An 18,825-nucleotide genomic window follows, 5' to 3' on the forward strand; every position below is an offset into this window, starting at 1 on the left:
TCCTATGCGCGCCAACGACCTGCCGCTCGCGCGCTGGATCGCGCTGCTCCTGCCGCTCACGCTGATCGGCGGGGCATTGGCATCGCAATATCTGGGCGGGCTGTACCCGTGCGAGATGTGCCATTGGCAACGCTGGCCGCATTATGCCGCCATTGCGCTGGCCGCGCTGTCGTTCGTGGTGCCGCGCACGTCGGGCAAGCGGGCGCTGATCGTGCTGGCCGGGGTGGCGATCCTCGTCAGCGGGATGATCGGCGTGTTCCATGCCGGCGTCGAATATCATTGGTGGCAGGGGATCACCGCCTGCGCCAACACGCTGGGCGCGACCGGCGGCGACCTGTTGGCGGCGATCGTGCGGCAACCGGTGGTGCGCTGCGACGTGCCGCAATGGACGTTCCTTGGCATTTCGCTGGCCGGATTCAACGCGATCCTTTCGATCGCTGGTGCGTTGGCAGTGCTGGTTCTCGCGACGAGGAAGCGGACATGAGCAAGTGGCGGCCCGGTGACCCCAGGCCCGATGGCATCCGGTCGATGATTCGCGTCGACCAAGCCGGCGAATATGGCGCGACCCGCATCTATGCCGGGCAGCTGGCGGTGATGGGCGATCGCAGTCCCATGTCGGCCGCGATCCAGGGCATGGCGTTGCAGGAGGCGGAGCACCGCGCCTATTTCGACGCGCTGATCGCCGAGCGCGGCGTGCGACCGACGTTGATCCAGCCCTTCTGGGACGTGGCCGGCTTTGCCTTGGGCGCGGTGACGGCGGCGATCGGGCCGGAGGCGGCGATGGCCTGCACCGCTGCGGTCGAAACCGAAATCGACAAACATTATGAGGATCAGCTCACCGAACTGGGCGCCGATCATCCTGAGTTAAGCGAAGCGATCGCAAGGTTCCAGGCAGAGGAACTGGAGCATAAGGAAGCGGCGCTGGCGCATGGTGCCGAACGCGCGCCCGCCTATCCGTTGCTGTCGGCGGCGATTCGCGCAGGGTGTCGCGTCGCCATCGCCGTTTCGAAACGTATTTGACCGACCGGGCGTTATCCGGACAGGAGGATTTGATGACCCGCATGCTTCTGGCCGGTGCCGCCGCCATCGCCGCTTTCACCCTGCCCGCCGCCCCTGCCGCCGCGCAGGTGCAGAACGGCACGCTGGTGATCTATGGCAACGACAAATGCCCGACCAATTCGAGCGGTGAGGAAATCGTGGTCTGCGTCCGTCGCAGCGAGCGCGAACGCTTCCGCATCCCCAAGGAACTGCGCGACGCCGAACCGACCCGCGACGGCGAAAGCTGGGCGACGCGGGTCGAGGATAATCTGAACGTCGGCGGCAGCGGGACCGGCAGCTGCTCGACCGCCGGCGTCGGCGGCCAGACCGGGTGCTTCGTGCAGCGCGCGACGGCGGCACGGGCGGAACGTCGGGCACGGGCGAAAGCGGAGTCGAGCATTCCGCTGCCTTGAGCGTTTTTGGTACCCCTGCGTCGGCGGGGGTCCAAGGCCAAATTGAAAGACCTGCGTTTGTGGCCCTGGACCCCCGCCTGCGCGGGGATACGGTCGGTGCTGAAGTTTAGCGCGTCACCGCTCATATGCGTCACCCCGGGCTCGACCCGGGGTGACGGGCGGAAAGCGGTGCGTTTACGTCCTCCCGCCCCGTCGGCTCACCCGCCCAGCACGTGCATCCACATCGGCTTGCCCAGCACGCTGGCCGAGCTTTCCAGCTTTTCCAGCGCCTGCGCGACGCAGCGTTCCGGCCCTTCATGGGTGACGATCGCGACCAGCACGCTGCCATCGGCATTGGCGCCGCGCTGCATCAGGCTTTCGATCGACACGCCGGCATCGCGCATCGCGGCGGCGATTTCGGCAAGCACGCCGACCTTGTCCGCGACCTGCAACCGGACATAGGCCCGCCCGCGTCGCTCGCTCGCCTGTTCGGGCGTTGCGGCGGTGAGCAGGGCGGCGGGCATCGCATAAGGGGGGCCGAATTCACCGCGCGCAATGTCGATCAGGTCGGCGACCACTGCGCTGGCGGTCGGGCCGTCTCCGGCGCCGCGCCCCTGGAAGAACAGCCGGCCGACGAAATTGCCCTCGGCCACCACGGCGTTGAGCGAGCCCGTCACATGCGCCAGCGGATGGTCGAGCGGCACGAGATGCGGATGGACCCGCTGGAATAGCCCGTGCGGCCCGGCCTCCCCCACGCCGACCAGTCGGATGCGATAGCCGAGCGCCGCCGCCTCGGCGATGTCGGCGGCCAGCACGTGGCGGATGCCGGTCACCGCCACCGCGCCGAACGCCGGCTGCGTGCCGAACGCTATGCTGGCGAGGATCGACAGCTTGTGCGCGGCATCGACGCCATCGATGTCGAAACTGGGATCGGCTTCGGCGAAGCCCAGCGCCTGCGCCTCGGCCAGCACTTCGGCGAAATCGCGGCCCTCGGCCTCCATCTTCGACAGGATGAAGTTGCAGGTGCCGTTGAGGATGCCGAACACCTGCGAGATTTCGTTGGCGGCGGCACCTTCGCGCAGACCCTTGATGACCGGTACGCCGCCGGCCACCGCCGCCTCGAACTTCAGTGCGACGCCGCGTGCCTCGGCGGCCTCAGCCAGTTCGAGGCCGTGATGCGCGATCATTGCCTTGTTCGCGGTGACGAAGCTCTTGCCCGCCGCCAACGTGCCGCGCGCCAGCGTCAGTGCCGGGCCGTCCGATCCGCCGATCAGCTCGACCACGACATCGGCGTCGCCGGTCGTCACCAGCGCCGCGGTGTCGTCGACCCATTGATAGCGCGACAGGTCGATGCCCCGGTCGCGCGTCCGGTCGCGTGCCGAGACGGCGACCACCTCGATCGGGCGACCGGCGCGACGGGCGATCAGGTCGCCATTGGTTTCGATCAGCCGAATGACCCCCGCACCCACGGTTCCAAGGCCGGCGATGGCGACGCGGAGCGGTTCGGTCATATCTTCCTCTTGTTGCACACGTAACAAAATTGCGGCCGGAGCAGTGCCCCGGCCGGTTTCATGTCTCTAGTCATTGGTTCGCCGCAGGGAAACCCCGCGCGGTGTCACTTCTTGATGAGGCCGATCTCGACCAGCCGTTCATACAGATAGTCGTGCGAGCTGATCGGCGTCGGATAGCGGTTCGGGCGCTCCTCGCTGACGCAGCCGGGCAGCGTCTCGATCAGGAAATCGGGCGCGGGGTGGAGGAAGAACGGCATCGAATAGCGCGAATGACCGCGACGTTCGGGGGCCGGGTTGACGACGCGGTGGGTGGTCGAGGGCAGGACATGGTTGGTCAGGCGCTGCAGCATGTCGCCGACGTTCACGACCATCGCCCCCGGCGGCGGTGCCACCGGCAGCCAGCGGCCGTCGCGATCGAGCAGTTCTAGGCCGGCTTCCTCCGCGCCCAGCAGGAGCGTGATGAGATTGATGTCCTCATGCGCACCGGCGCGGACTTCGGGGGCATCGGCGGCAACCGGCGGATAGTGCAGCAGGCGCAGGACCGAATTGCCGTCCTTCACCGCGCGGTCGAACCAGTTCGGCTCCAGCCCGAGATAGCGCGCGATCGCCGAAAGCAGCCGGTCACCGGCGGCATCCAGCGCGGCGAACAGGTCGAGGAACGCCTCGCGAAACCCCTCCGGCCGGTCGGGCCAGACATTGGCGGGCATGACGTCGCCATAGCGATGCCCGGCGGCCAGTTCGCGGCCGACATGCCAGAATTCCTTCAGGTCGACATGGGTCGCGCCCTTGGCGATCTCGGTCTTGAACGGGGTATAGCCCCGCGCGCCGCCGCCGCCTTCGACGAAATAGGCGCGCTTCTGGTCCTCGGGCAGGTCGAAGAACGCCTTGGTCATCGCCCAGGCGCGGTCGATCACGCCCTGGTCGACGCCATGGTCGGACACCATCGCGAAGCCGAAGCGTTGGAAAGAGCCGCCGAAATCGCGGGCGAAGCCGTCGGGGTCCTGCTCCGCCTGCGCCATCGAAATCAGCGGAACCTGCGAAAGCGGCGTGTCGGCCATGAGTCTCAACATCCTGAAAGATACGGGTACAAGCGATGAAGATAGACATGCGGCGGGCGGACGAACAGGGCCATCCTTTGCGTGACCCGGCGGACGACATGGGCCATGGAGGCACCGTCATGTCGCAGTCCCCCCAATCCCCCGCCGAACCGTCCACGCCCGCCCCGTCCGCCGACCGGTCGCCCCTGCCGTTCGGGGAATTCGTCACGCTGATCGCGGCGCTGATGGCGCTGACCGCGCTCGGCATCGATTCGATGCTGCCCGCGCTGCCCGCGATCGGCGCGGCGCTGGACGTCGCCGAACCCAATACGCGGCAGTTCGTCATCACCGCGTTCCTGATCGGCTTTTCGGTGGCGCAGCTGGCCTATGGTCCACTGGCCGACCGTTATGGCCGGCGACCGGTGCTGATCTTTGGCCTGGTCGCCAGCGCGATCACCAACCTGATCGCCGCGATCTCGGGCAGCTTCGTGCTGTTGCTGATCGCGCGCCTCGCCTCGGGCGCGGCGGTTGCGGGTGCGCGGGTGGTGACGGTGGCGTTGGTGCGCGACTGTTATTCGGGGCGGGCAATGGCGCGGGTGATGAGCCTGGCGTTCATCTTCTTCATGGCCGCCCCGGTGCTGGCGCCGTCGTTCGGCGAGCTGGTGCTGGCGTTCGCGTCGTGGCGCTGGATCTTTGGCGGGATCGCGATCGTCACCGCGATCATCCTCGCCTGGTTCGTGCTGCGCATGCCCGAGACGCTGCCGGAGACGGAGCGCCAGCCACTGGAGCCGGCGCGCATCCTTGCCGGCTATCGCATGGTGCTGCGCGATCGCTATGCAGTCGGCTATACCATCGCCGCCGCGCTGCTGTCGGGCGGGCTGTTCGGGTTCGTCGGGTCGATCCAGCAGATCATGGAGGTGACGTTCGAGCGGCCCAAGCTGCTGACCGTCGTCTTTGCCTGTGTCGCCGGCACGATGGCGGCGGGGTCGTTCTTCAATTCGCGGATCGTGATGCGGTTCGGCACGCGCCTCATCTCGCACGCCGCGCTGCTGGGGCTGGTCGCGGTTGCTGCCGTGCATCTGGCCGTGACGCTGGCGGGGATCGAATCGCTCGCCAGCTTCATCGTGCTGCAGGCGCTGATGATGGCGTGCTTCGGCCTTGCCACCTCCAATTTCTCGGCGATGGCGATGGAGAATATGGGGTCGATCGCCGGCACCGCGTCGTCGTTGCAGGGATTCGTGTCGATGCTGGCGGGCGCGGTGCTCGGCGCGCTCATCGGCCAGTCGTTCAACGGAACGACCGTGCCGCTATACGGCGGGTTCCTGGCGCTGGGGCTGATCGCGCTGCTCGTCGTGTTTCGTACCGAACACGGCCGGCTGTTCCGCCGCGGCTAGGAACCTGCCCCGCCGCCCACGGGTTTCGCCTGTCTGAAGCAACAGGAGACATGCGATGGGCGGGCATCAGGTAACCGGACAGGGCACCGGCGACGACGGTTATGACGAAGACGGCTATGACGAGAGCCAGCGCGCCGAAATCCTCGAAGCGACGCGTGACGGGCCAACCGACGGCACGATCCTGACCGACCTCGAACCCGATCTCGGCATGTCCGACGATGCGGATGAGGACGAGCTCGACATGGTGGACGACGAACTGGCCGGCGAGGACGACGATACGACCGTCACCGGACAGGGCGACCAGGAAGAGGACGAGCTGCAGGCGGATTTCGACGAGGACAATCTTGCCGAGGACGGTGACCTGAACGACAGCGATGCAAAGGCGATCGAGCCGTGAAGATCGTCGGCGGAGCCGCACTGGCGCTGCTGCTGGCGGGATGCGGCGGTGGCGAGCCGGCGGACAACGTCGCGGTGGCAAGCAATGCCACCGCGGCCGAACCCGTGCCCGCCGCCGGCGCACCGACGCCGGTAACGCCCGCAACCAGCATTCCGGCCGGTGAAGGCATTCCCGGCGTCAGCGCGCCGCCGCCCTCCCCGACCCCGGCCCCCGCGCCCGGCGACGCGATGGTCGAGCCGGGCGCCGACGCGGCGGCGCAGGTGCTGCGCGATTATTTCGCGGCGATCGGCGACCGGCGCTATGGCGATGCGTGGCGGCTGTGGGGCGGCAACGGACAGGCGTCGGGCATGTCGCAGGCAGCCTTTGCCCGGTCTTTCGCCAACTATGCCGACTATCGCGCGGCGATCGGCGCGCCGGGACGGATCGATGCCGGTGCCGGTCAGCGCTACATCCAGATTCCGGTGCGCGTGACGGGAAAGCTGCGCGACGGCACGCCGGTATCGATGGCCGGCCCGGTCACGCTGCATCGCACGGGTGATATCGATGGCGCGACCGCCGAACAGCGGGCATGGCGCATTTCGGACAGCGGCCTGAAGCCGCGTCCCGCTTCGGAGCCGATCGTCCCGCAATGACCGCCCCTCGTTTCACCCGTTCGATCACCGCCGGGCCCGACGATATCGATGAACTGGGCCACGTGAACAATGCGGTCTGGGTACGCTGGATTCAGGACGTCGCCGTCGCGCACTGGAGCGCGGTGGCGACGCCCGAGCAGCAGGATGCCTATGTCTGGGTCATCACCCGGCATGAGATCGATTATCGCGGCAACGTTGCCGCCGGGGAAACGGTCGTCGCCGAAACCTGGGTCGGCGAAGCGCCGCGCGGGGCGCGGTTCGACCGGCTGATGCGCTTCACCGGCGCGGACGGCCGGGTGAAGGTCGATGCGCGGACTACATGGGCAGTGCTCGACCGGCGAACCGGCCGGCTGGTGCGGGTGCCGGCCGATGTCGCGGATCGGTTTCTGGGGTAATCCTTCGTCGTTCTCGCGAAGGTGGCTCCCCGCGGTTCGGGGAGCCGCCTTCCGATCAGCGCAGCAGGAACCGTACCGAGACGGTAGCCCGCAAATCCTGCTCGCCCGCTGCCAGTGGGGTCGAATCGGCCATCTTAGCCGTGCGCAGCGACGCCACCATCGGCATCGGCATCGGCGGCTGGTCGCCGCCATTTTCGACGATCGACACGATCCGGTCGACGCGCATCCCGGCGGCTTTTGCATAGAGTTCGGCACGGGCCCGCGCGCGGCGGATCGCGTCGGTGCGCGCCTCGTCCAGTGCGGCATCGGCGGCATCGACCGACAGGTTCGGGCCATCGATCTGGTTCGCGCCCTGTGCCACCAGCGCGTCGAGAATCGACCCGCTCTTCGCCACGTCGCGGAACCGTACCGAGACGCTGTTGCTCGCCTGATAGCCGGTGATGACCGGTGGCTGGTTGTCGGCATAGCGATATTGCGGCTGCAGCTGAATCTGCGCGGTCTGGATATCGCGCTCGACCACGCCCGCCTTGCGCAGCGCCGCCACGACGCGGGTCATGCGCTGCGCATTGTCCGACAGCGCGGCGGCGGCGGTCGGCGACTGGCTGACGACGCCGGCGCGGATCGTCGCGATATCGGGCACGCGCGTCGCCTTTCCATCGGCAACGACGTCCAGCAGCGTCGCATCGGTCAGGATCGGCGCGGTGGTGGTCGCGACCTGCTGTGCAGCGGCGGGCAGTCCGCCACCGATGGCGGCCAGGATCAGGGCGGAACGGAGCATCGGCACATCCTTCTATAATCAAATCGCAATGACCGCTTGGTCGTTACGGGTTCGCGTCAAAACGCACGCTGAACGCAAACGATGCCAGGCTTGTCGTTCTTATCGAAAAACGCGATGTGTATGCTTGAGAACAGTGCTGTATTGAGATAATACAGCGCGGACGGGGCTGGGGGCCTCCAATGGGATGGGGTGGATGAACTACGAATCGACGTCGATCGCGGGCGACCGCCAGATGCTGACCGGGCCGGACGGTGCGCCGCGGTCGCGCCGCCGCGCGATGATTGTCGGGATCGTCGTCATCCTGCTGGTCTTCGTCGGCGCCGTCTGGGCATTCGGGCGCAAGAGCGCGAGCGCTCCAGCGGCCAAGGGGGCGCCCGCCGCCGCATCCGCAGGTTCCCTGCCCAAGGTGACGGTCGTCACCCCCGGCCGCGACACCGTGATGCGCACCGTCACGGGCACCGGGTCGCTCGCCGCGCGGCGTGAAATGCCGGTCGGCGTCGTTGGGGAAGGCGGTCTGGTCACCCAGGTCCTCGTCGAGCCGGGCAGCTGGGTAAGCGCCGGACAAGTCCTCGCCACGGTCGACCGGTCGGTGCAGGCACAGACCGCCGAGTCGCTGGCGGCGCAGGTCCGCGTTGCCCGTGCCGATGCCCAGATCGCGCAGACCGAACTGGACCGGTCGAAGCAGCTGGTCGAGCGCGGGTTCGTGTCGAAGGCCGATATCGACCGCAAGACCGCCACCCGCGACGCCGCCAACGCCCGGGTCGGCGTGGCGCAGGCGCAGCTGGCCGAAACGCAGGCGCGCAACCGCCGGCTCGACATCCGCGCCCCCGCCGCCGGCCTCGTCCTTACCCGCGCGGTCGAGCCAGGGCAGGTGATCGGCGGGGGCAGCGGCGTGCTGTTCCGCATCGCGATGGGCGGGCAGATGGAAATGCGCGCCCAGCTGTCGGAGGCCGATCTGGCCACCATCCGCGCGGGCGTGCCGGCAGAGGTGGTACCGGTCGGCGACACCCGCGTGTTCAAGGGGCAGGTGTGGCAGGTATCGCCGGTGATCGATCCGCAGACGCGACAGGGCATCGCCCGCATCGCGCTCAGCTATGATCCGGCACTGCGTCCTGGCGGCTTTGCCAGCGCCCGGATCGGCGCGGGCGCGTCGACCGCGCCGCTGCTGCCCGAATCAGCGGTGCTGAGCGACGAGAAGGGCAGCTATGTCTATGTCCTCGATGCGCAGGACAAGGCGGAGCGGCGCGACGTGCGCGTGGCCGAGGTATCGGACGAAGGCGCGCTGATCGGATCCGGCCTGATGGGCAACGAACGCGTGGTCGCCAGTGCCGGCGCGTTCCTCAATCCGGGGCAGCAGGTGGTGCCGGTCCGCGCCGCCGCGGCGCCTGCACGCAAGGAATAGCGCCATGGGCTTTCGCAACATATCGGCATGGTCGATCCGCAACCCGGTGCCGCCGCTGGTGCTGTTCCTCGCGCTGACGATCGCCGGGATCGTCAGCTTCATGCGGATGGACGTGAACCAGGACCCGGACATCGAATTCCCGGTCGCGATCGTCGTCATCAGCCAGCCCGGCGCCGCCCCCACCGAACTCGAAACGCAGGTTACCCAGCGGGTCGAGGCGGCGGTGCGCGCGCTCCAGGGCATCGACCAGATCGAATCGACCGTCACCGAAGGGTCGTCGCAGACCGTCATCCAGCTCGACATCGGCACCCCGATCGACCGCGCGGTCAACGACGTGCGCGAGGCGGTGAACCAGATTCGCAGCCAGTTGCCCGACGGCATCCTCGAACCGCAGGTGTTCCGCGCGAACACCACCGATTCGGACATCGCGTCGTGGACCGCGATCGCCGACGACATGACGCCGGAACAGCTCAGCTGGTACGTCGACAATACCGTCGCCAAGGAACTGCTGGCGATCGGCGGCATGGCGACCGTGGAGCGAGTCGGCGGCGTCGACCGTGAAATCCGCGTGACGCTCGACCCCGCCCGGTTGCAGGCGCAGGGGCTGACCGCGAGCCAGGTCAACCAGGCGCTGCGCCAGGTCAATCTGAACGCGGCGGGCGGCCAGGCGGAAATCGCCGGGTCGCAGCAATCGGTGCGCGTGCTGGGCAATGCCGCCACCGCCTATGCCCTGTCGCAGACGCAGGTGCCGGTCGCCGGTGGCCGCTCGGTGCGCCTGGCCGACATCGCCGACGTCCGCGACGCTTATGCCGAGCCCAAGAGCCGCGCCGAATATAATGGCCGCCCGGTGCTGGCATTCGATATCAAGCGCGCGAAGGGCGCGTCGGACGTCACCGTGTTCCACGAGGCGGAAAAGCGCCTTGCCGAACTGCAGAAGCGCAATCCACAGGTTCGCTTCGCGCTGCTGTCCAACTCGGTCGAGTTCACCGAAGTCCAGTATCATTCGGCGATGACCGCGATGTACGAAGGCGCGCTGCTCGCCATCATCGTCGTCTTCATCTTCCTGCGCGACTGGCGCGCGACGGTCATCTCGGCGCTGGCCATTCCGCTGTCGGCGATCCCCGCCTTCTGGTTCATGGACATGCTGGGCTTCACGCTCAACCAGATGACGCTGCTGGCGCTCAGCCTGGTTGCGGGCGTGCTGGTCGACGATGCGATCGTGGAGATCGAGAATATCGTCCGCCACATGCGCATGGGCAAATCCGCCTATCAGGCATCGATCGACGCGGCCGACGAAATCGGCATCGCGGTGCTGGCGACGACCATGGCGATCGTTGCCGTCTTCCTGCCGGTCGGTTTGATGCCGGGCATTTCGGGCCAGTTCTTCAAGAATTTCGGCCTGACCGTCGTCGCATCGGTGCTGATGAGCCTTGCCGTCGCGCGCCTCATCACGCCGATGATCGCTGCCTATTTCCTGAAGGCGCACGGTACCGCCAGCCATGGCGAAGGCTGGCTGATGGACCGGTATATGGGCGTGTTGCGCTGGACGCTGCGCCATCGCTGGTCGACGATCGTCGCGGGCGTCGTCGCCCTCGCGCTGACCGTCGTCATGTTCATGGTCCTGCCCCAGACGTTCCAGCCGCCGCAGGATCGCGAACGGGTGACCGCCACCGTCGAAATGGTGCCGGGCACCACGCTGGAACAGACCGCCGTCGTCGTGAAGCGCGTCGAAAAGCTGTTGCAGGGCCAGCCGATGGTGAAGTCGGTCTATTCGTCGAGCTATGCCGGCAATGGCCGCGTCACCGCCGAACTGGTCGACAAGCCGAAATTCGGCGACCGCGTGCGCCATTCCTTCGGGATGCTGGACGACCAGTCGTTCGATGCGATGCGGCAGGTAAAGAGCACCGAGTTCGAACGTGGCCTCGCCCCGCAGCTGGCCGCGATCCCCGATGCGCGGGTGTCGTTCCGGTCGCAGTTCGGCTGGGGCGGGTCGAGCCGCGACCTGTCGATCACGCTGGGCGGCGACGATCCGGTCAAGCTGAACGAGACCGCGAACAAGCTGGTCAAGGAGATGGAAAAGCTGCCGATGGTGGTCGCGCCGCGCGTGTCGGGCGACCTGAAGCGGCCGGAGATCATCATCCGTCCGCGCAGCGACCTGGCCGCCAGCCTGGGCGTGACCACCGCCGCGCTGTCGGGGGCGATCCGCATCGCGACGCTGGGCGATATCGATCAGAACAGCGCGCGCTTCTCGCTCAGCGACCGGCAGATCCCGATCCGCGTCGCGCTGTCGCGCGATGCGCGGTCGCGGCTGTCGACGATCCAGAACCTGCCCGTGCCGACCGCCAATGGCGGATCGGTGCCGCTGTCGGTGGTCGCCGACATCGGCTTCGGCGCGGGTCCGACCAAGATCGACCGCATCAACCAGCAGCGTCGCCTGGTCGTCGGGGCCGATCTGGCGCCGGGCGTCGTGACCGGCGTCGCGCAAAAGGCGATCCATGCCCTGCCGACGATGCAGAACCTCCCGCTGGGCGTCACCGAACTGACCGTGGGTCAGGCGAAGTGGCAGGGCGAGATGATCCAGAACTTCATCGTCGCGGTGATCTCGGGTATCTTCCTCGTCTTTGCGGTGCTGGTGCTGCTCTACAAGCGGGTGATGCCGCCGTTCGTGAACATGGGGTCGCTGTTCCTGGCCCCGCTGGGCGGGCTGCTGGCGCTGTGGGTGACGGGCAACCCGATCTCGATGCCGGTGTATATCGGGCTGCTGATGCTGCTGGGCATCGTCGCCAAGAACTCGATCCTGCTGATCGACTTCTCGCTGGAGGAGATGGAGAAGGGCGTCGAAAAGGAAGCCGCGATCCTCGACGCCGGGCACAAGCGCGCCCAGCCGATCGTGATGACGACGGTCGCGATGGTCGCCGGCATGGTGCCGACGGCCCTCGCGCTGTCGGGCGATTCGTCGTTCCGTGGCCCGATGGGCATCACCGTCATCGGCGGCCTGACGCTGTCGACGCTGCTGACGCTGCTGATCGTGCCGGGGGCGTTCAGCCTCGCGGTCGGCCTCGAACGCTGGGTCGGCCCGCGCCTGTCGCGGCGGCTGCTCACCTATCGTCCGGGCGATGCCGATGGCCTCGCGATCGACCACAAGCCCGGTGCGCCGCTGCCGCCTGCTGATGGACCGAAGTCGCTGCCGGCAGCGGAGTAAGCGCGCCTCCCCGTCCGGCGCGACCGGACGGGGAAGCCCCCTGACCAGATACGTCACCCCAGCGCAGGCTGGGGCGACGTCTTTGGCGGAGACCGCCTCTCCCTATTGAACTTTCCGTCCATCCGACGATTGTTTCGGGGATGGCATCCTCCCTCAGCATCGCCCGCGCCGGCGACGCGGTTCCCGCCCCCTTACGCCGAATGCGACGGCTCGCCACCTTCATGCTGGTGGCGATGGCCGCGCTGTTCGTGCTGTCGCGGCGCATGGAGGGGGTGCATCCCGCTTGGGGCTTCGTCCAGGCCTTTGCTGAGGCGGCGATGGTCGGCGGGCTGGCCGACTGGTTCGCGGTCACCGCGCTGTTCCGCCATCCGCTGGGCTTGCCCATCCCGCACACCGCGATCATTCCGCGAAATAAGGACCGGATCGGCGACACGCTCGCCGCGTTCCTGCGCGACAATTTCCTGACCGCCCGCGTCGTCGCGCGACGGATGCACCGCGTCGATGCGGCCGGTGTGGCAGGCAAGTGGCTGGCCGATCCGGCGGCGCGCAGCGGGCGGCTGCGCCACGGGGCCTCGCGACTGGCGGTCAACGTGCTGGAGGGCCTCGACCCCGATCAGTTCGGGACGATGGTGCGCGGCGCGCTGGCCAATCGCCTCCGCGCGATGCCGGTCGCGCCGGCACTGGGCCGCACGCTGGAGGCGGCGATCGCCGACGACCGGCATCTGCCGCTGGTCGATGCGATCATCCGCTGGACCGCCAAGACGCTGGACGCGAACGACGACCTGGTCCGTGCCATGGTCCAGAAGCGCGCGGGAGCGGTGCTGCGCTGGACCGGGCTGGACGAGACGCTGGCGACGTCGGTGGTGAAGGGCTTGCACAAGATGCTGGCCGAGGTCGCCGAAGACCCCGCCCATCCGTTGCGCGCCAAGGCGAACGAAGGCCTCGCGCTACTGGCGCACGACCTGCAGCATTCGCCCGACATGCAGGCGAAGGTCGAGCGGTTGAAGAACGACCTGATCGACAATCCGGCGCTGGCCGGCTGGTGGATGGGCGTGTGGGAAAAGATTCGCGGCGGGATGCTGCGGGCCGCGCGCGATCCGGACCGCGCGCTGGCCGGCCCGATCGGCGAGGCGATGCGGCAACTGGGCCAGACGTTGCAGTCCGATCCGGTGCTGAAGGCCAAGGTCAACCGATTCGTCCGCCGCGCGGTGGTGGGCGGCGTCGCCGATTATGGCGACGGCATCGTGCGGCTGGTCTCGGATACGGTGCGCGGCTGGGATGCGGAAACCATCACCGGGCGGCTGGAAAATGCGGTCGGCCGCGACCTGCAATATATCCGCATCAACGGGACGCTGGTAGGTGGCATGGTTGGGCTGGCGATCCATGTCGTGGACAGGTGGTTGTAGGCGGGCGATCGACCCGCCTTGCCCTTTGCGGGGTCCAAAGTTCACAAAGTTCACACTCGCCACGGTTTCGCGCGCATCCGATCGGGGGACATGCGCGGCAGGGGAAACGGCCATGAGAAAGAGCGGAAGCGACCATGACAGGTCATGGCCCTGTAGGACAGCAGCCGCGCGACGCATCAACCGATCGTTACGCCCCCATGGCTTGAGCGCCGCGCCGCCTGCGCTATAGCCGCTTCATGGTTCGCCTTTCGTTCGCCGGCCACGCCTTTGACGCCCTGTCCGCCGGTGCCCTGTTCTGGCCGGCGCGGCGGGCGTTGCTGCTGGCCGACCTGCATTTCGAAAAGGCCAGCTGGTTCGCGCAATTCGGGCAGATGCTGCCCCCCTACGACACGCTGGAGACGCTGGCGGGAATCGAGGCGGTGGTCGCGCGGACCCGGCCGGCGGAAATCTGGTGCCTGGGCGACAGTTTCCATGACAGCGCCGGGTGCGACCGGTTGTCGGCGGAGGCACAGGCGCGGCTGCGGGCGCTGACCGGCGGGGCGGACTGGACGTGGATCACCGGCAATCACGATCGGGTGGTCGCCGACCATTGTGGCGGGCGCGTGGTCGACGAAGCGGTGGTCGACGGCGTGGTGTTGCGCCATGAGGCCGATCCGGCCGAGACGCGCCCCGAATTGTCGGGCCATTTCCACCCCAAGCTGCGGCTGAAGCTGCGCGGACGCGGCGTGTCGCGGCGGTGTTTCGTGGCGACCGCAACCAAGCTGATTCTGCCGGCGTTCGGGTCGCTGACCGGCGGGCTGGACGCGCATCACCCGGAAATCGTGCGCGCGGTGGGGAGCGGCGCAGAAGCGCTGATCGCACTGGAGGACCGATTGCTGCGCTTTCCGATCGCGGCGTAGATCAGCCAGCGCGCGGACGCACCCCGGCGGAGGCCGGGGTCCAGTTACGGTGCGCTGTCGAAGGTGCCGCCGACGTTACCCAACCGGGTACCGGCCTTCGCCGGGGTACAAAAAGGGTTTGGCCAGACAACGAGCACATAAAACCCTAGCCCCGCGCAGGCAGGGGTCCAGAGCCACGAACGCCACCACTGGTTACCCTGAATCCCCGCCTGCGCGGGGATACGCGAAGCGGCGTGATTGCCCCGCCCCCTACAACCCCGACGCGAAGCTCAGTTCGAGTTCCTTGGCATTGGCGGGCACGTCCAGCGCGGCGCTGTTGAAGCTCAGGCTCCCGCTCGGCCCGATGACCCGCGTCTGCGGCTTGATCGTCCAGCTATAGACGTCGCGATTCTGGCTGTCCTTCAGCACGGCGCGAATGTCGGGGATGCGCTGACGACTGCCGGTTTCGTTGATGATCCGCCCCGACACCGCGAACAGTTCGTTGCCGCTCGACAGCAACCGGCGTTCGGGGGTGTTGATCGCGAATTTCAGCGCGTCGCTGGCCCCCGACGCGATCGGCAGGCCCAGCTGTTCGGCGATGCCGGGCGTGCCGGTGTAGAGGATGCCGCCACAGGCCGCGAGCATCGCCACCCCGGCGGCGACCGCCATCGCGGTGCGGCGGCGGGCCGGGTTGCGGCGCGGCACGAACGGCGCCTGATGGGCAAAGGCATTGATCGGTTCACCGCGCTCGGCCCGTTCGGCCTCCGGATCGACATAGCGGCGCGGTTCGGTGCTGCGTGCACGCAGCGGGGCGGGACGCGATGCATCGCCATAGGGAACATCGGGCGCTGCGGCGGTCGGGATGGGCGATGCGGTACGGGCGCGCGGCGTGTCGGCGACCGCCTCGGCCATCGCCGGCTGCGGCACGCGCGCCGGTTCGCTGGGCGGGGTCACCGCCGCGGTGGTGCCGAGGTCGAGCATCGCCGGCGGCTGGAACCAGCTATGCCGGCATCCCGCGCAACGCACCGTGCGCCCCGCCGGGCCGATCGCCGAATCGGCGACCAGATACCGCATATGGCATTGCGTACATTCGAGGATCATGTCGTCCCCTGCCCCCTGCATGGGCCGCGCCGGGCCGCCACGTGCGGAGCCAACTGGGCGCGACTAAACTCCAAGCCTTGAATCTACGGCGGGTTAGCGGTCGATGGCAAGGTGCGATTGCGTGGTGCTTGAGACAATTGCCCCCATGTGCGATGGGCCGAGGACCGGTGGAAGCAAGGGCGCCCGTGGCCAGCATCGTTCAGTTCGAAAATGTCGGTCTTCGGTACGGTCAGGGGCCGGAAACGCTGAGCGATGTCAGCTTTTCGCTGAGCGCCGGGACCTTCCACTTCCTGGTCGGCGCATCGGGCGCGGGCAAGACGTCGCTGCTGCGCCTGCTCTACCTGTCGCAGCGGCCCAGCCGGGGCGTGATACGCCTGTTCGGCGAGGATATGGTGACGTCGCCGCGCGGTCGCCTGCCGGGCTTTCGCCGCCGCATCGGCGTGGTGTTCCAGGATTTTCGGCTCGTGCCCCATCTGTCGGCGCGCGACAATATCGCGCTGCCCCTGCGCGTCGCGGGAATGCCGGAGGAGGACATCGCCGAGCCGGTGGGCGAGATGCTGGCCTGGGTCGGGCTGACCGACCGTGCCGATGCCCGTCCGCCGACGCTGTCGGGCGGCGAGCAGCAGCGCGTCGCCATCGCCCGCGCGGTCATCAACCGTCCCGAGGTGCTGGTCGCCGACGAACCGACAGGCAACGTCGATCCCGACATGGCCGAACGGCTGCTGAAGCTGTTTGCCTCGCTCAACCGGCTGGGCACGACCGTCGTGATGGCGACGCACGATCATCACCTGCTCGACCGGGTGCCGGACGCGCGGCTGATGCTGCTCGATCGCGGGCGGCTGGTCGATCCGGTCGCGGCGGGCTTCGCGTGAGCCAGCGGAGCCCCACGCAACCGTTGCTCGACGACCGGCAGGGGCGCCGGGCGATGGTGTGGATCATGGCGATCATGATCTTCCTGACGACGCTCAGCGCTGCACTCGGCCTGTCGACCCGCAATGCCGGTGGCGCACTCGACCGGCAGCTTGCCGCGCGGCTGACGGTGCAGGTGATCGAGGGCGATGCGGTACGGCGCGATGCGGAGGTCGTGCGCCTGCTCGCCCGGTTGAAGGCATCGGCCGACGTGACGCGGGCGGCAGAGGTCGATCGCGCGCGCCTCGCCGAACTGCTGAAACCCTGGCTGGGTGAGGCGGGGCTGGAAGCCGACCTGCCGATGCCGGCGATGATCGATGTCGATTTGCAAAGCGGCGACGACGCGGCAGTTGCGCGGGTCGAGGCACTGGCGAAGGGCGTCGGCGCAGGCATCCGGGTCGATCGCCATGCGACGTGGCTGGCCCCGGTGCGCAGTTTCGTCGGCGCGATCGGGCTCACCGCATTCGGCCTGGTGCTGGTGATGGCGAGTGCCACTGCCGCCGTCGTGCTGCTCGTGGCACGGGCGGGGCTTGATACGCATCGCGGAACGATCGACATTCTGCACATGCTGGGTTCGACCGACCTTCAGATCGCACGCCTGTTCCAGCGCCGCATCGGGCAGGATACGCTGACCGGCGGGCTCATCGGCGCGCTGGCCGGCGCGCTGGTCGTCGTGGCGCTGGGCGAGCGGATGGCGACGCTCGAATCGCAGCTGGTCGATGGTATCGCCCTGGCGCCGCTCGACTGGGCAGCGATCGCTGCGCTGCCGTTTGCCTTTACCGGCCTTGCCATGCTGGCGGCGCGGGTCGCGGTGCTGCGGCGATTGGCGCGGGTGCTGTGATGGGGCGGGTCTTCGCGGTAGCGCTGCTGCTCTATGCACTGGGCTTCGCGCTGTTCGCGGTGACGCTGCCGACGCCGCTCACCGACCCGCGCCAGACCGATGGCGTGGTGGTGCCGACCGGCGGGTCGGGCCGGATCGAGCGCGGGCTGGCGGTGATCGAGCGCGGCGAGGCGAAGCGGATGCTGGTCACCGGCGTCGACCCCGATGTGCGGCCGGGCGAGCTGGCCGCCGCCAACGGCGCGCCGCGCCGGCTGTTCCGCTGCTGTGTCGATCTGGGACATGAGGCGGTCGATACCCGGTCCAACGCCGACGAGACCGCCGATTGGGTCCGGCGCAACCGCTATCGGTCGGTACGGCTGGTCACGTCAAACTGGCATATGGCGCGGGCAGCAATGGAGCTGCGCCATGCGCTGGGCAATTCGGTCGAGATCGTGCGCGATCCGGTCAAGGCGAACCCCGGCTTCGCGCTGCTGTTCGGCGAATATAACAAATATATCGTGCGGGGATTGGTGATGCGGCTGGGGATCGACCTGTGATGGCGTGGGTGCGCACCCTGATCTTCCGCATCCTGTTCTATGCCGCGTCGGTGCCGATCGTGCTGAGCGCGCCGCTGTCCGCGCGGTTCGGGCAGCGGGCGATGCACGTCCATGCCCATGTGTGGATTCGCACCCACCGCTTCCTGGCGCGCTGGATATTGGGCGTGCGGGTCCGGGTGGAGGGGCAGCGCCCGCCCGGCACCTACCTGTTCGCGGTCAAGCACCAGGCCATGTTCGAGACGCTGGAGATGGCGCAGCGGATCGACGGTCCATTGATCGTGATGAAGCGCGAGCTGATCGACATGCCCTTCTGGGGCCGCACCGCCAAGGCGTATGGCGCGATCGGCGTCGACCGCGATGCGTCGTCCAAGGCGCTGCGCCAGATGCTGAAGGAAGCCGCCGTCGCCCGCGCCGCAAACCGGTCGGTGCTGATCTTTCCCGAAGGCACACGGGTCGAGGTGGGTGAGGCCCCGCCGCTGCGCTCAGGCTTTGCCGGGTTATACAAGGCGCTGAACATGCCCGTCGTGCCGGTGGCGCTCGACAGCGGCCACTGCATGCCGCGCAAGGGGGCCAGCCGGCCGGGGGTGATTACGATCCGGTTCCTCGATCCGATCCCGGCCGGATTGCCGCGCGAGGAGATCGAGGCGCGGGTTCACGCCGCGATCAATGTGCTGGAGCCGGCGGCGGGCGGTGTGGCGGGAAGTTTGGCGGCGGAGTGACTGTTCTTCGTGGAAAGCGGACGCCGGGTTCGCTACCATAACTGGGCAGCGGTAGCACAACTGGAGAGTGCGTCAGCCTAAGTGCTGAGAGTATGTGCGGTTCAAGTCCCACCCGCTGCGCATCGCTGCACTTGGTGGAACGCAATCATTCACTAATTTTTCCGGAAGCAAACAGAGCAAACAGGGATTGGCGAGAGCGCGAGTAAGACAAAGACGATGAGTCCGCTAAAATCGCCTCCAAAATCGAAGCCGAAGAA

General features: G+C 68.0%; 19 protein-coding genes and 1 tRNA gene. 16 read left to right on the top strand and 4 right to left on the bottom strand.

Annotated features, from left to right (window positions below; translation table 11 throughout):
• Positions 1-4 precede the first annotated feature (4 nt).
• From ASE58_RS11895 to ASE58_RS11905, 3 genes are read left to right on the top strand one after another with little or no spacing between them, the layout of a single operon-like run.
• Positions 5-484 carry a disulfide bond formation protein B gene (locus ASE58_RS11895; RefSeq protein ID WP_055821540.1) on the top strand — a complete coding sequence of 160 codons (480 nt, stop codon included), beginning with the start codon at positions 5-7 and terminating at the stop codon, positions 482-484.
• A complete protein-coding gene (locus ASE58_RS11900) occupies positions 481-1,020 on the top strand; it encodes a demethoxyubiquinone hydroxylase family protein (RefSeq protein WP_055821543.1) in 540 nt (179 codons plus the stop codon). Before ASE58_RS11895 ends, ASE58_RS11900 begins: the two co-directional genes overlap by 4 nt.
• Positions 1,021-1,052: 32 nt before the next feature.
• Positions 1,053-1,451, top strand: coding sequence for a hypothetical protein (locus ASE58_RS11905; protein WP_055757614.1), 399 nt, complete (start codon positions 1,053-1,055; stop codon positions 1,449-1,451).
• Positions 1,452-1,648: 197 nt separating this feature from the next.
• Here the strand turns inward: ASE58_RS11905 and ASE58_RS11910 are convergent, their stop codons facing one another.
• Both ASE58_RS11910 and ASE58_RS11915 read right to left on the bottom strand, forming a co-directional pair.
• On the bottom strand, positions 1,649-2,941 hold the full coding sequence (locus tag ASE58_RS11910) for a homoserine dehydrogenase (RefSeq protein WP_055821546.1): 1,293 nt from the start codon (positions 2,939-2,941) through the stop codon (positions 1,649-1,651).
• Between the two features lie 104 nt (positions 2,942-3,045).
• A complete protein-coding gene (locus ASE58_RS11915) occupies positions 3,046-3,999 on the bottom strand; it encodes an isopenicillin N synthase family dioxygenase (RefSeq protein ID WP_055821551.1) in 954 nt (317 codons plus the stop codon).
• Positions 4,000-4,034: 35 nt separating this feature from the next.
• Between ASE58_RS11915 and ASE58_RS11920 the strand changes: the two genes are divergently transcribed.
• Genes ASE58_RS11920 through ASE58_RS11935 form a run of 4 tightly spaced genes read left to right on the top strand, consistent with a single transcriptional unit; the run spans position 4,035 to position 6,796 of the window.
• On the top strand, positions 4,035-5,372 hold the full coding sequence (locus ASE58_RS11920) for a multidrug effflux MFS transporter (protein WP_235513607.1): 1,338 nt from the start codon (positions 4,035-4,037) through the stop codon (positions 5,370-5,372).
• A gap of 55 nt (positions 5,373-5,427) precedes the next feature.
• Positions 5,428-5,769, top strand: coding sequence for a hypothetical protein (locus ASE58_RS11925; protein ID WP_055821554.1), 342 nt, complete (start codon positions 5,428-5,430; stop codon positions 5,767-5,769).
• Positions 5,766-6,401: a hypothetical protein gene (locus ASE58_RS11930; RefSeq protein ID WP_055821557.1), complete on the top strand. Its 636-nt coding sequence runs from the start codon at positions 5,766-5,768 to the stop codon at positions 6,399-6,401. The genes ASE58_RS11925 and ASE58_RS11930 overlap by 4 nt, the downstream gene beginning before the upstream one ends.
• The gene (locus ASE58_RS11935) at positions 6,398-6,796 is read left to right on the top strand and encodes an acyl-CoA thioesterase (protein ID WP_055821561.1); all 399 of its coding nucleotides are present in this window, start codon (positions 6,398-6,400) and stop codon (positions 6,794-6,796) included. Before ASE58_RS11930 ends, ASE58_RS11935 begins: the two co-directional genes overlap by 4 nt.
• A 55-nt stretch (positions 6,797-6,851) precedes the next feature.
• Here the strand turns inward: ASE58_RS11935 and ASE58_RS11940 are convergent, their stop codons facing one another.
• Complete coding sequence (locus ASE58_RS11940) at positions 6,852-7,574, bottom strand: SIMPL domain-containing protein (RefSeq protein ID WP_055821564.1); 723 nt, start codon at positions 7,572-7,574, stop codon at positions 6,852-6,854.
• A 193-nt stretch (positions 7,575-7,767) separates the two neighbouring features.
• On the opposite strand from ASE58_RS11940, the gene ASE58_RS11945 reads away from it, so the two are divergent.
• The 4 genes from ASE58_RS11945 to pdeM all read left to right on the top strand — a co-directional run bounded on the left by ASE58_RS11945 (position 7,768) and on the right by pdeM (position 14,483).
• Entirely contained in the window at positions 7,768-8,976 is a 1,209-nt protein-coding gene (locus tag ASE58_RS11945) for an efflux RND transporter periplasmic adaptor subunit (RefSeq protein WP_055821567.1), read from the top strand.
• A 4-nt stretch (positions 8,977-8,980) separates the two neighbouring features.
• Entirely contained in the window at positions 8,981-12,178 is a 3,198-nt protein-coding gene (locus tag ASE58_RS11950) for an efflux RND transporter permease subunit (protein ID WP_055821570.1), read from the top strand.
• 140 nt (positions 12,179-12,318) lie between these two features.
• Positions 12,319-13,584: a DUF445 domain-containing protein gene (locus tag ASE58_RS11955; RefSeq protein ID WP_235513608.1), complete on the top strand. Its 1,266-nt coding sequence runs from the start codon at positions 12,319-12,321 to the stop codon at positions 13,582-13,584.
• 236 nt (positions 13,585-13,820) lie between these two features.
• A complete protein-coding gene (gene pdeM / locus ASE58_RS11960; protein WP_055821576.1) occupies positions 13,821-14,483 on the top strand; it encodes a ligase-associated DNA damage response endonuclease PdeM in 663 nt (220 codons plus the stop codon).
• A 249-nt stretch (positions 14,484-14,732) separates the two neighbouring features.
• Here pdeM and ASE58_RS11965 read toward each other — a convergent pair whose 3' ends face one another.
• Positions 14,733-15,563: a zinc-ribbon domain-containing protein gene (locus tag ASE58_RS11965; RefSeq protein ID WP_055821579.1), complete on the bottom strand. Its 831-nt coding sequence runs from the start codon at positions 15,561-15,563 to the stop codon at positions 14,733-14,735.
• A 185-nt stretch (positions 15,564-15,748) separates the two neighbouring features.
• On the opposite strand from ASE58_RS11965, the gene ftsE reads away from it, so the two are divergent.
• The 5 genes from ftsE to ASE58_RS11990 all read left to right on the top strand — a co-directional run bounded on the left by ftsE (position 15,749) and on the right by ASE58_RS11990 (position 18,688).
• On the top strand, positions 15,749-16,435 hold the full coding sequence (gene ftsE / locus ASE58_RS11970) for a cell division ATP-binding protein FtsE (RefSeq protein WP_055821582.1): 687 nt from the start codon (positions 15,749-15,751) through the stop codon (positions 16,433-16,435).
• Positions 16,432-17,313 (top strand): cell division protein FtsX, encoded by an 882-nt coding sequence (locus ASE58_RS11975; protein ID WP_055821585.1) that lies wholly within the window; start codon positions 16,432-16,434, stop codon positions 17,311-17,313. The genes ftsE and ASE58_RS11975 overlap by 4 nt, the downstream gene beginning before the upstream one ends.
• Positions 17,310-17,849, top strand: a complete 540-nt coding sequence (locus ASE58_RS11980) for a YdcF family protein (protein ID WP_055757588.1) — start codon at positions 17,310-17,312, stop codon at positions 17,847-17,849. Before ASE58_RS11975 ends, ASE58_RS11980 begins: the two co-directional genes overlap by 4 nt.
• Positions 17,849-18,568, top strand: a complete 720-nt coding sequence (locus ASE58_RS11985; protein ID WP_055757586.1) for a lysophospholipid acyltransferase family protein — start codon at positions 17,849-17,851, stop codon at positions 18,566-18,568. Before ASE58_RS11980 ends, ASE58_RS11985 begins: the two co-directional genes overlap by 1 nt.
• Before the next feature lie 45 nt (positions 18,569-18,613).
• Positions 18,614-18,688: transfer RNA gene (locus tag ASE58_RS11990), tRNA-OTHER, on the top strand.
• The last annotated feature ends 137 nt before the right edge of the window (positions 18,689-18,825 follow it).

This window comes from Sphingomonas sp. Leaf9, assembly GCF_001421355.1.
Taxonomy (GTDB): Bacteria; Pseudomonadota; Alphaproteobacteria; order Sphingomonadales; family Sphingomonadaceae; genus Sphingomonas.

Coding starts and splice junctions, on each gene's coding strand:
- ASE58_RS11895 (WP_055821540.1), top strand. CDS start 5: ATGCGCGCCAACGACCTGCCGCTCGCGCGCTGGATCGCGCTGCTCCTG.
- ASE58_RS11900 (WP_055821543.1), top strand. CDS start 481: ATGAGCAAGTGGCGGCCCGGTGACCCCAGGCCCGATGGCATCCGGTCG.
- ASE58_RS11905 (WP_055757614.1), top strand. CDS start 1,053: ATGACCCGCATGCTTCTGGCCGGTGCCGCCGCCATCGCCGCTTTCACC.
- ASE58_RS11910 (WP_055821546.1), bottom strand. CDS start 2,941: ATGACCGAACCGCTCCGCGTCGCCATCGCCGGCCTTGGAACCGTGGGT.
- ASE58_RS11915 (WP_055821551.1), bottom strand. CDS start 3,999: ATGGCCGACACGCCGCTTTCGCAGGTTCCGCTGATTTCGATGGCGCAG.
- ASE58_RS11920 (WP_235513607.1), top strand. CDS start 4,035: ATGAAGATAGACATGCGGCGGGCGGACGAACAGGGCCATCCTTTGCGT.
- ASE58_RS11925 (WP_055821554.1), top strand. CDS start 5,428: ATGGGCGGGCATCAGGTAACCGGACAGGGCACCGGCGACGACGGTTAT.
- ASE58_RS11935 (WP_055821561.1), top strand. CDS start 6,398: ATGACCGCCCCTCGTTTCACCCGTTCGATCACCGCCGGGCCCGACGAT.
- ASE58_RS11940 (WP_055821564.1), bottom strand. CDS start 7,574: ATGCTCCGTTCCGCCCTGATCCTGGCCGCCATCGGTGGCGGACTGCCC.
- ASE58_RS11945 (WP_055821567.1), top strand. CDS start 7,768: ATGAACTACGAATCGACGTCGATCGCGGGCGACCGCCAGATGCTGACC.
- ASE58_RS11950 (WP_055821570.1), top strand. CDS start 8,981: ATGGGCTTTCGCAACATATCGGCATGGTCGATCCGCAACCCGGTGCCG.
- ASE58_RS11955 (WP_235513608.1), top strand. CDS start 12,319: ATGGCATCCTCCCTCAGCATCGCCCGCGCCGGCGACGCGGTTCCCGCC.
- pdeM (WP_055821576.1), top strand. CDS start 13,821: ATGGTTCGCCTTTCGTTCGCCGGCCACGCCTTTGACGCCCTGTCCGCC.
- ASE58_RS11965 (WP_055821579.1), bottom strand. CDS start 15,563: ATGATCCTCGAATGTACGCAATGCCATATGCGGTATCTGGTCGCCGAT.
- ASE58_RS11985 (WP_055757586.1), top strand. CDS start 17,849: ATGGCGTGGGTGCGCACCCTGATCTTCCGCATCCTGTTCTATGCCGCG.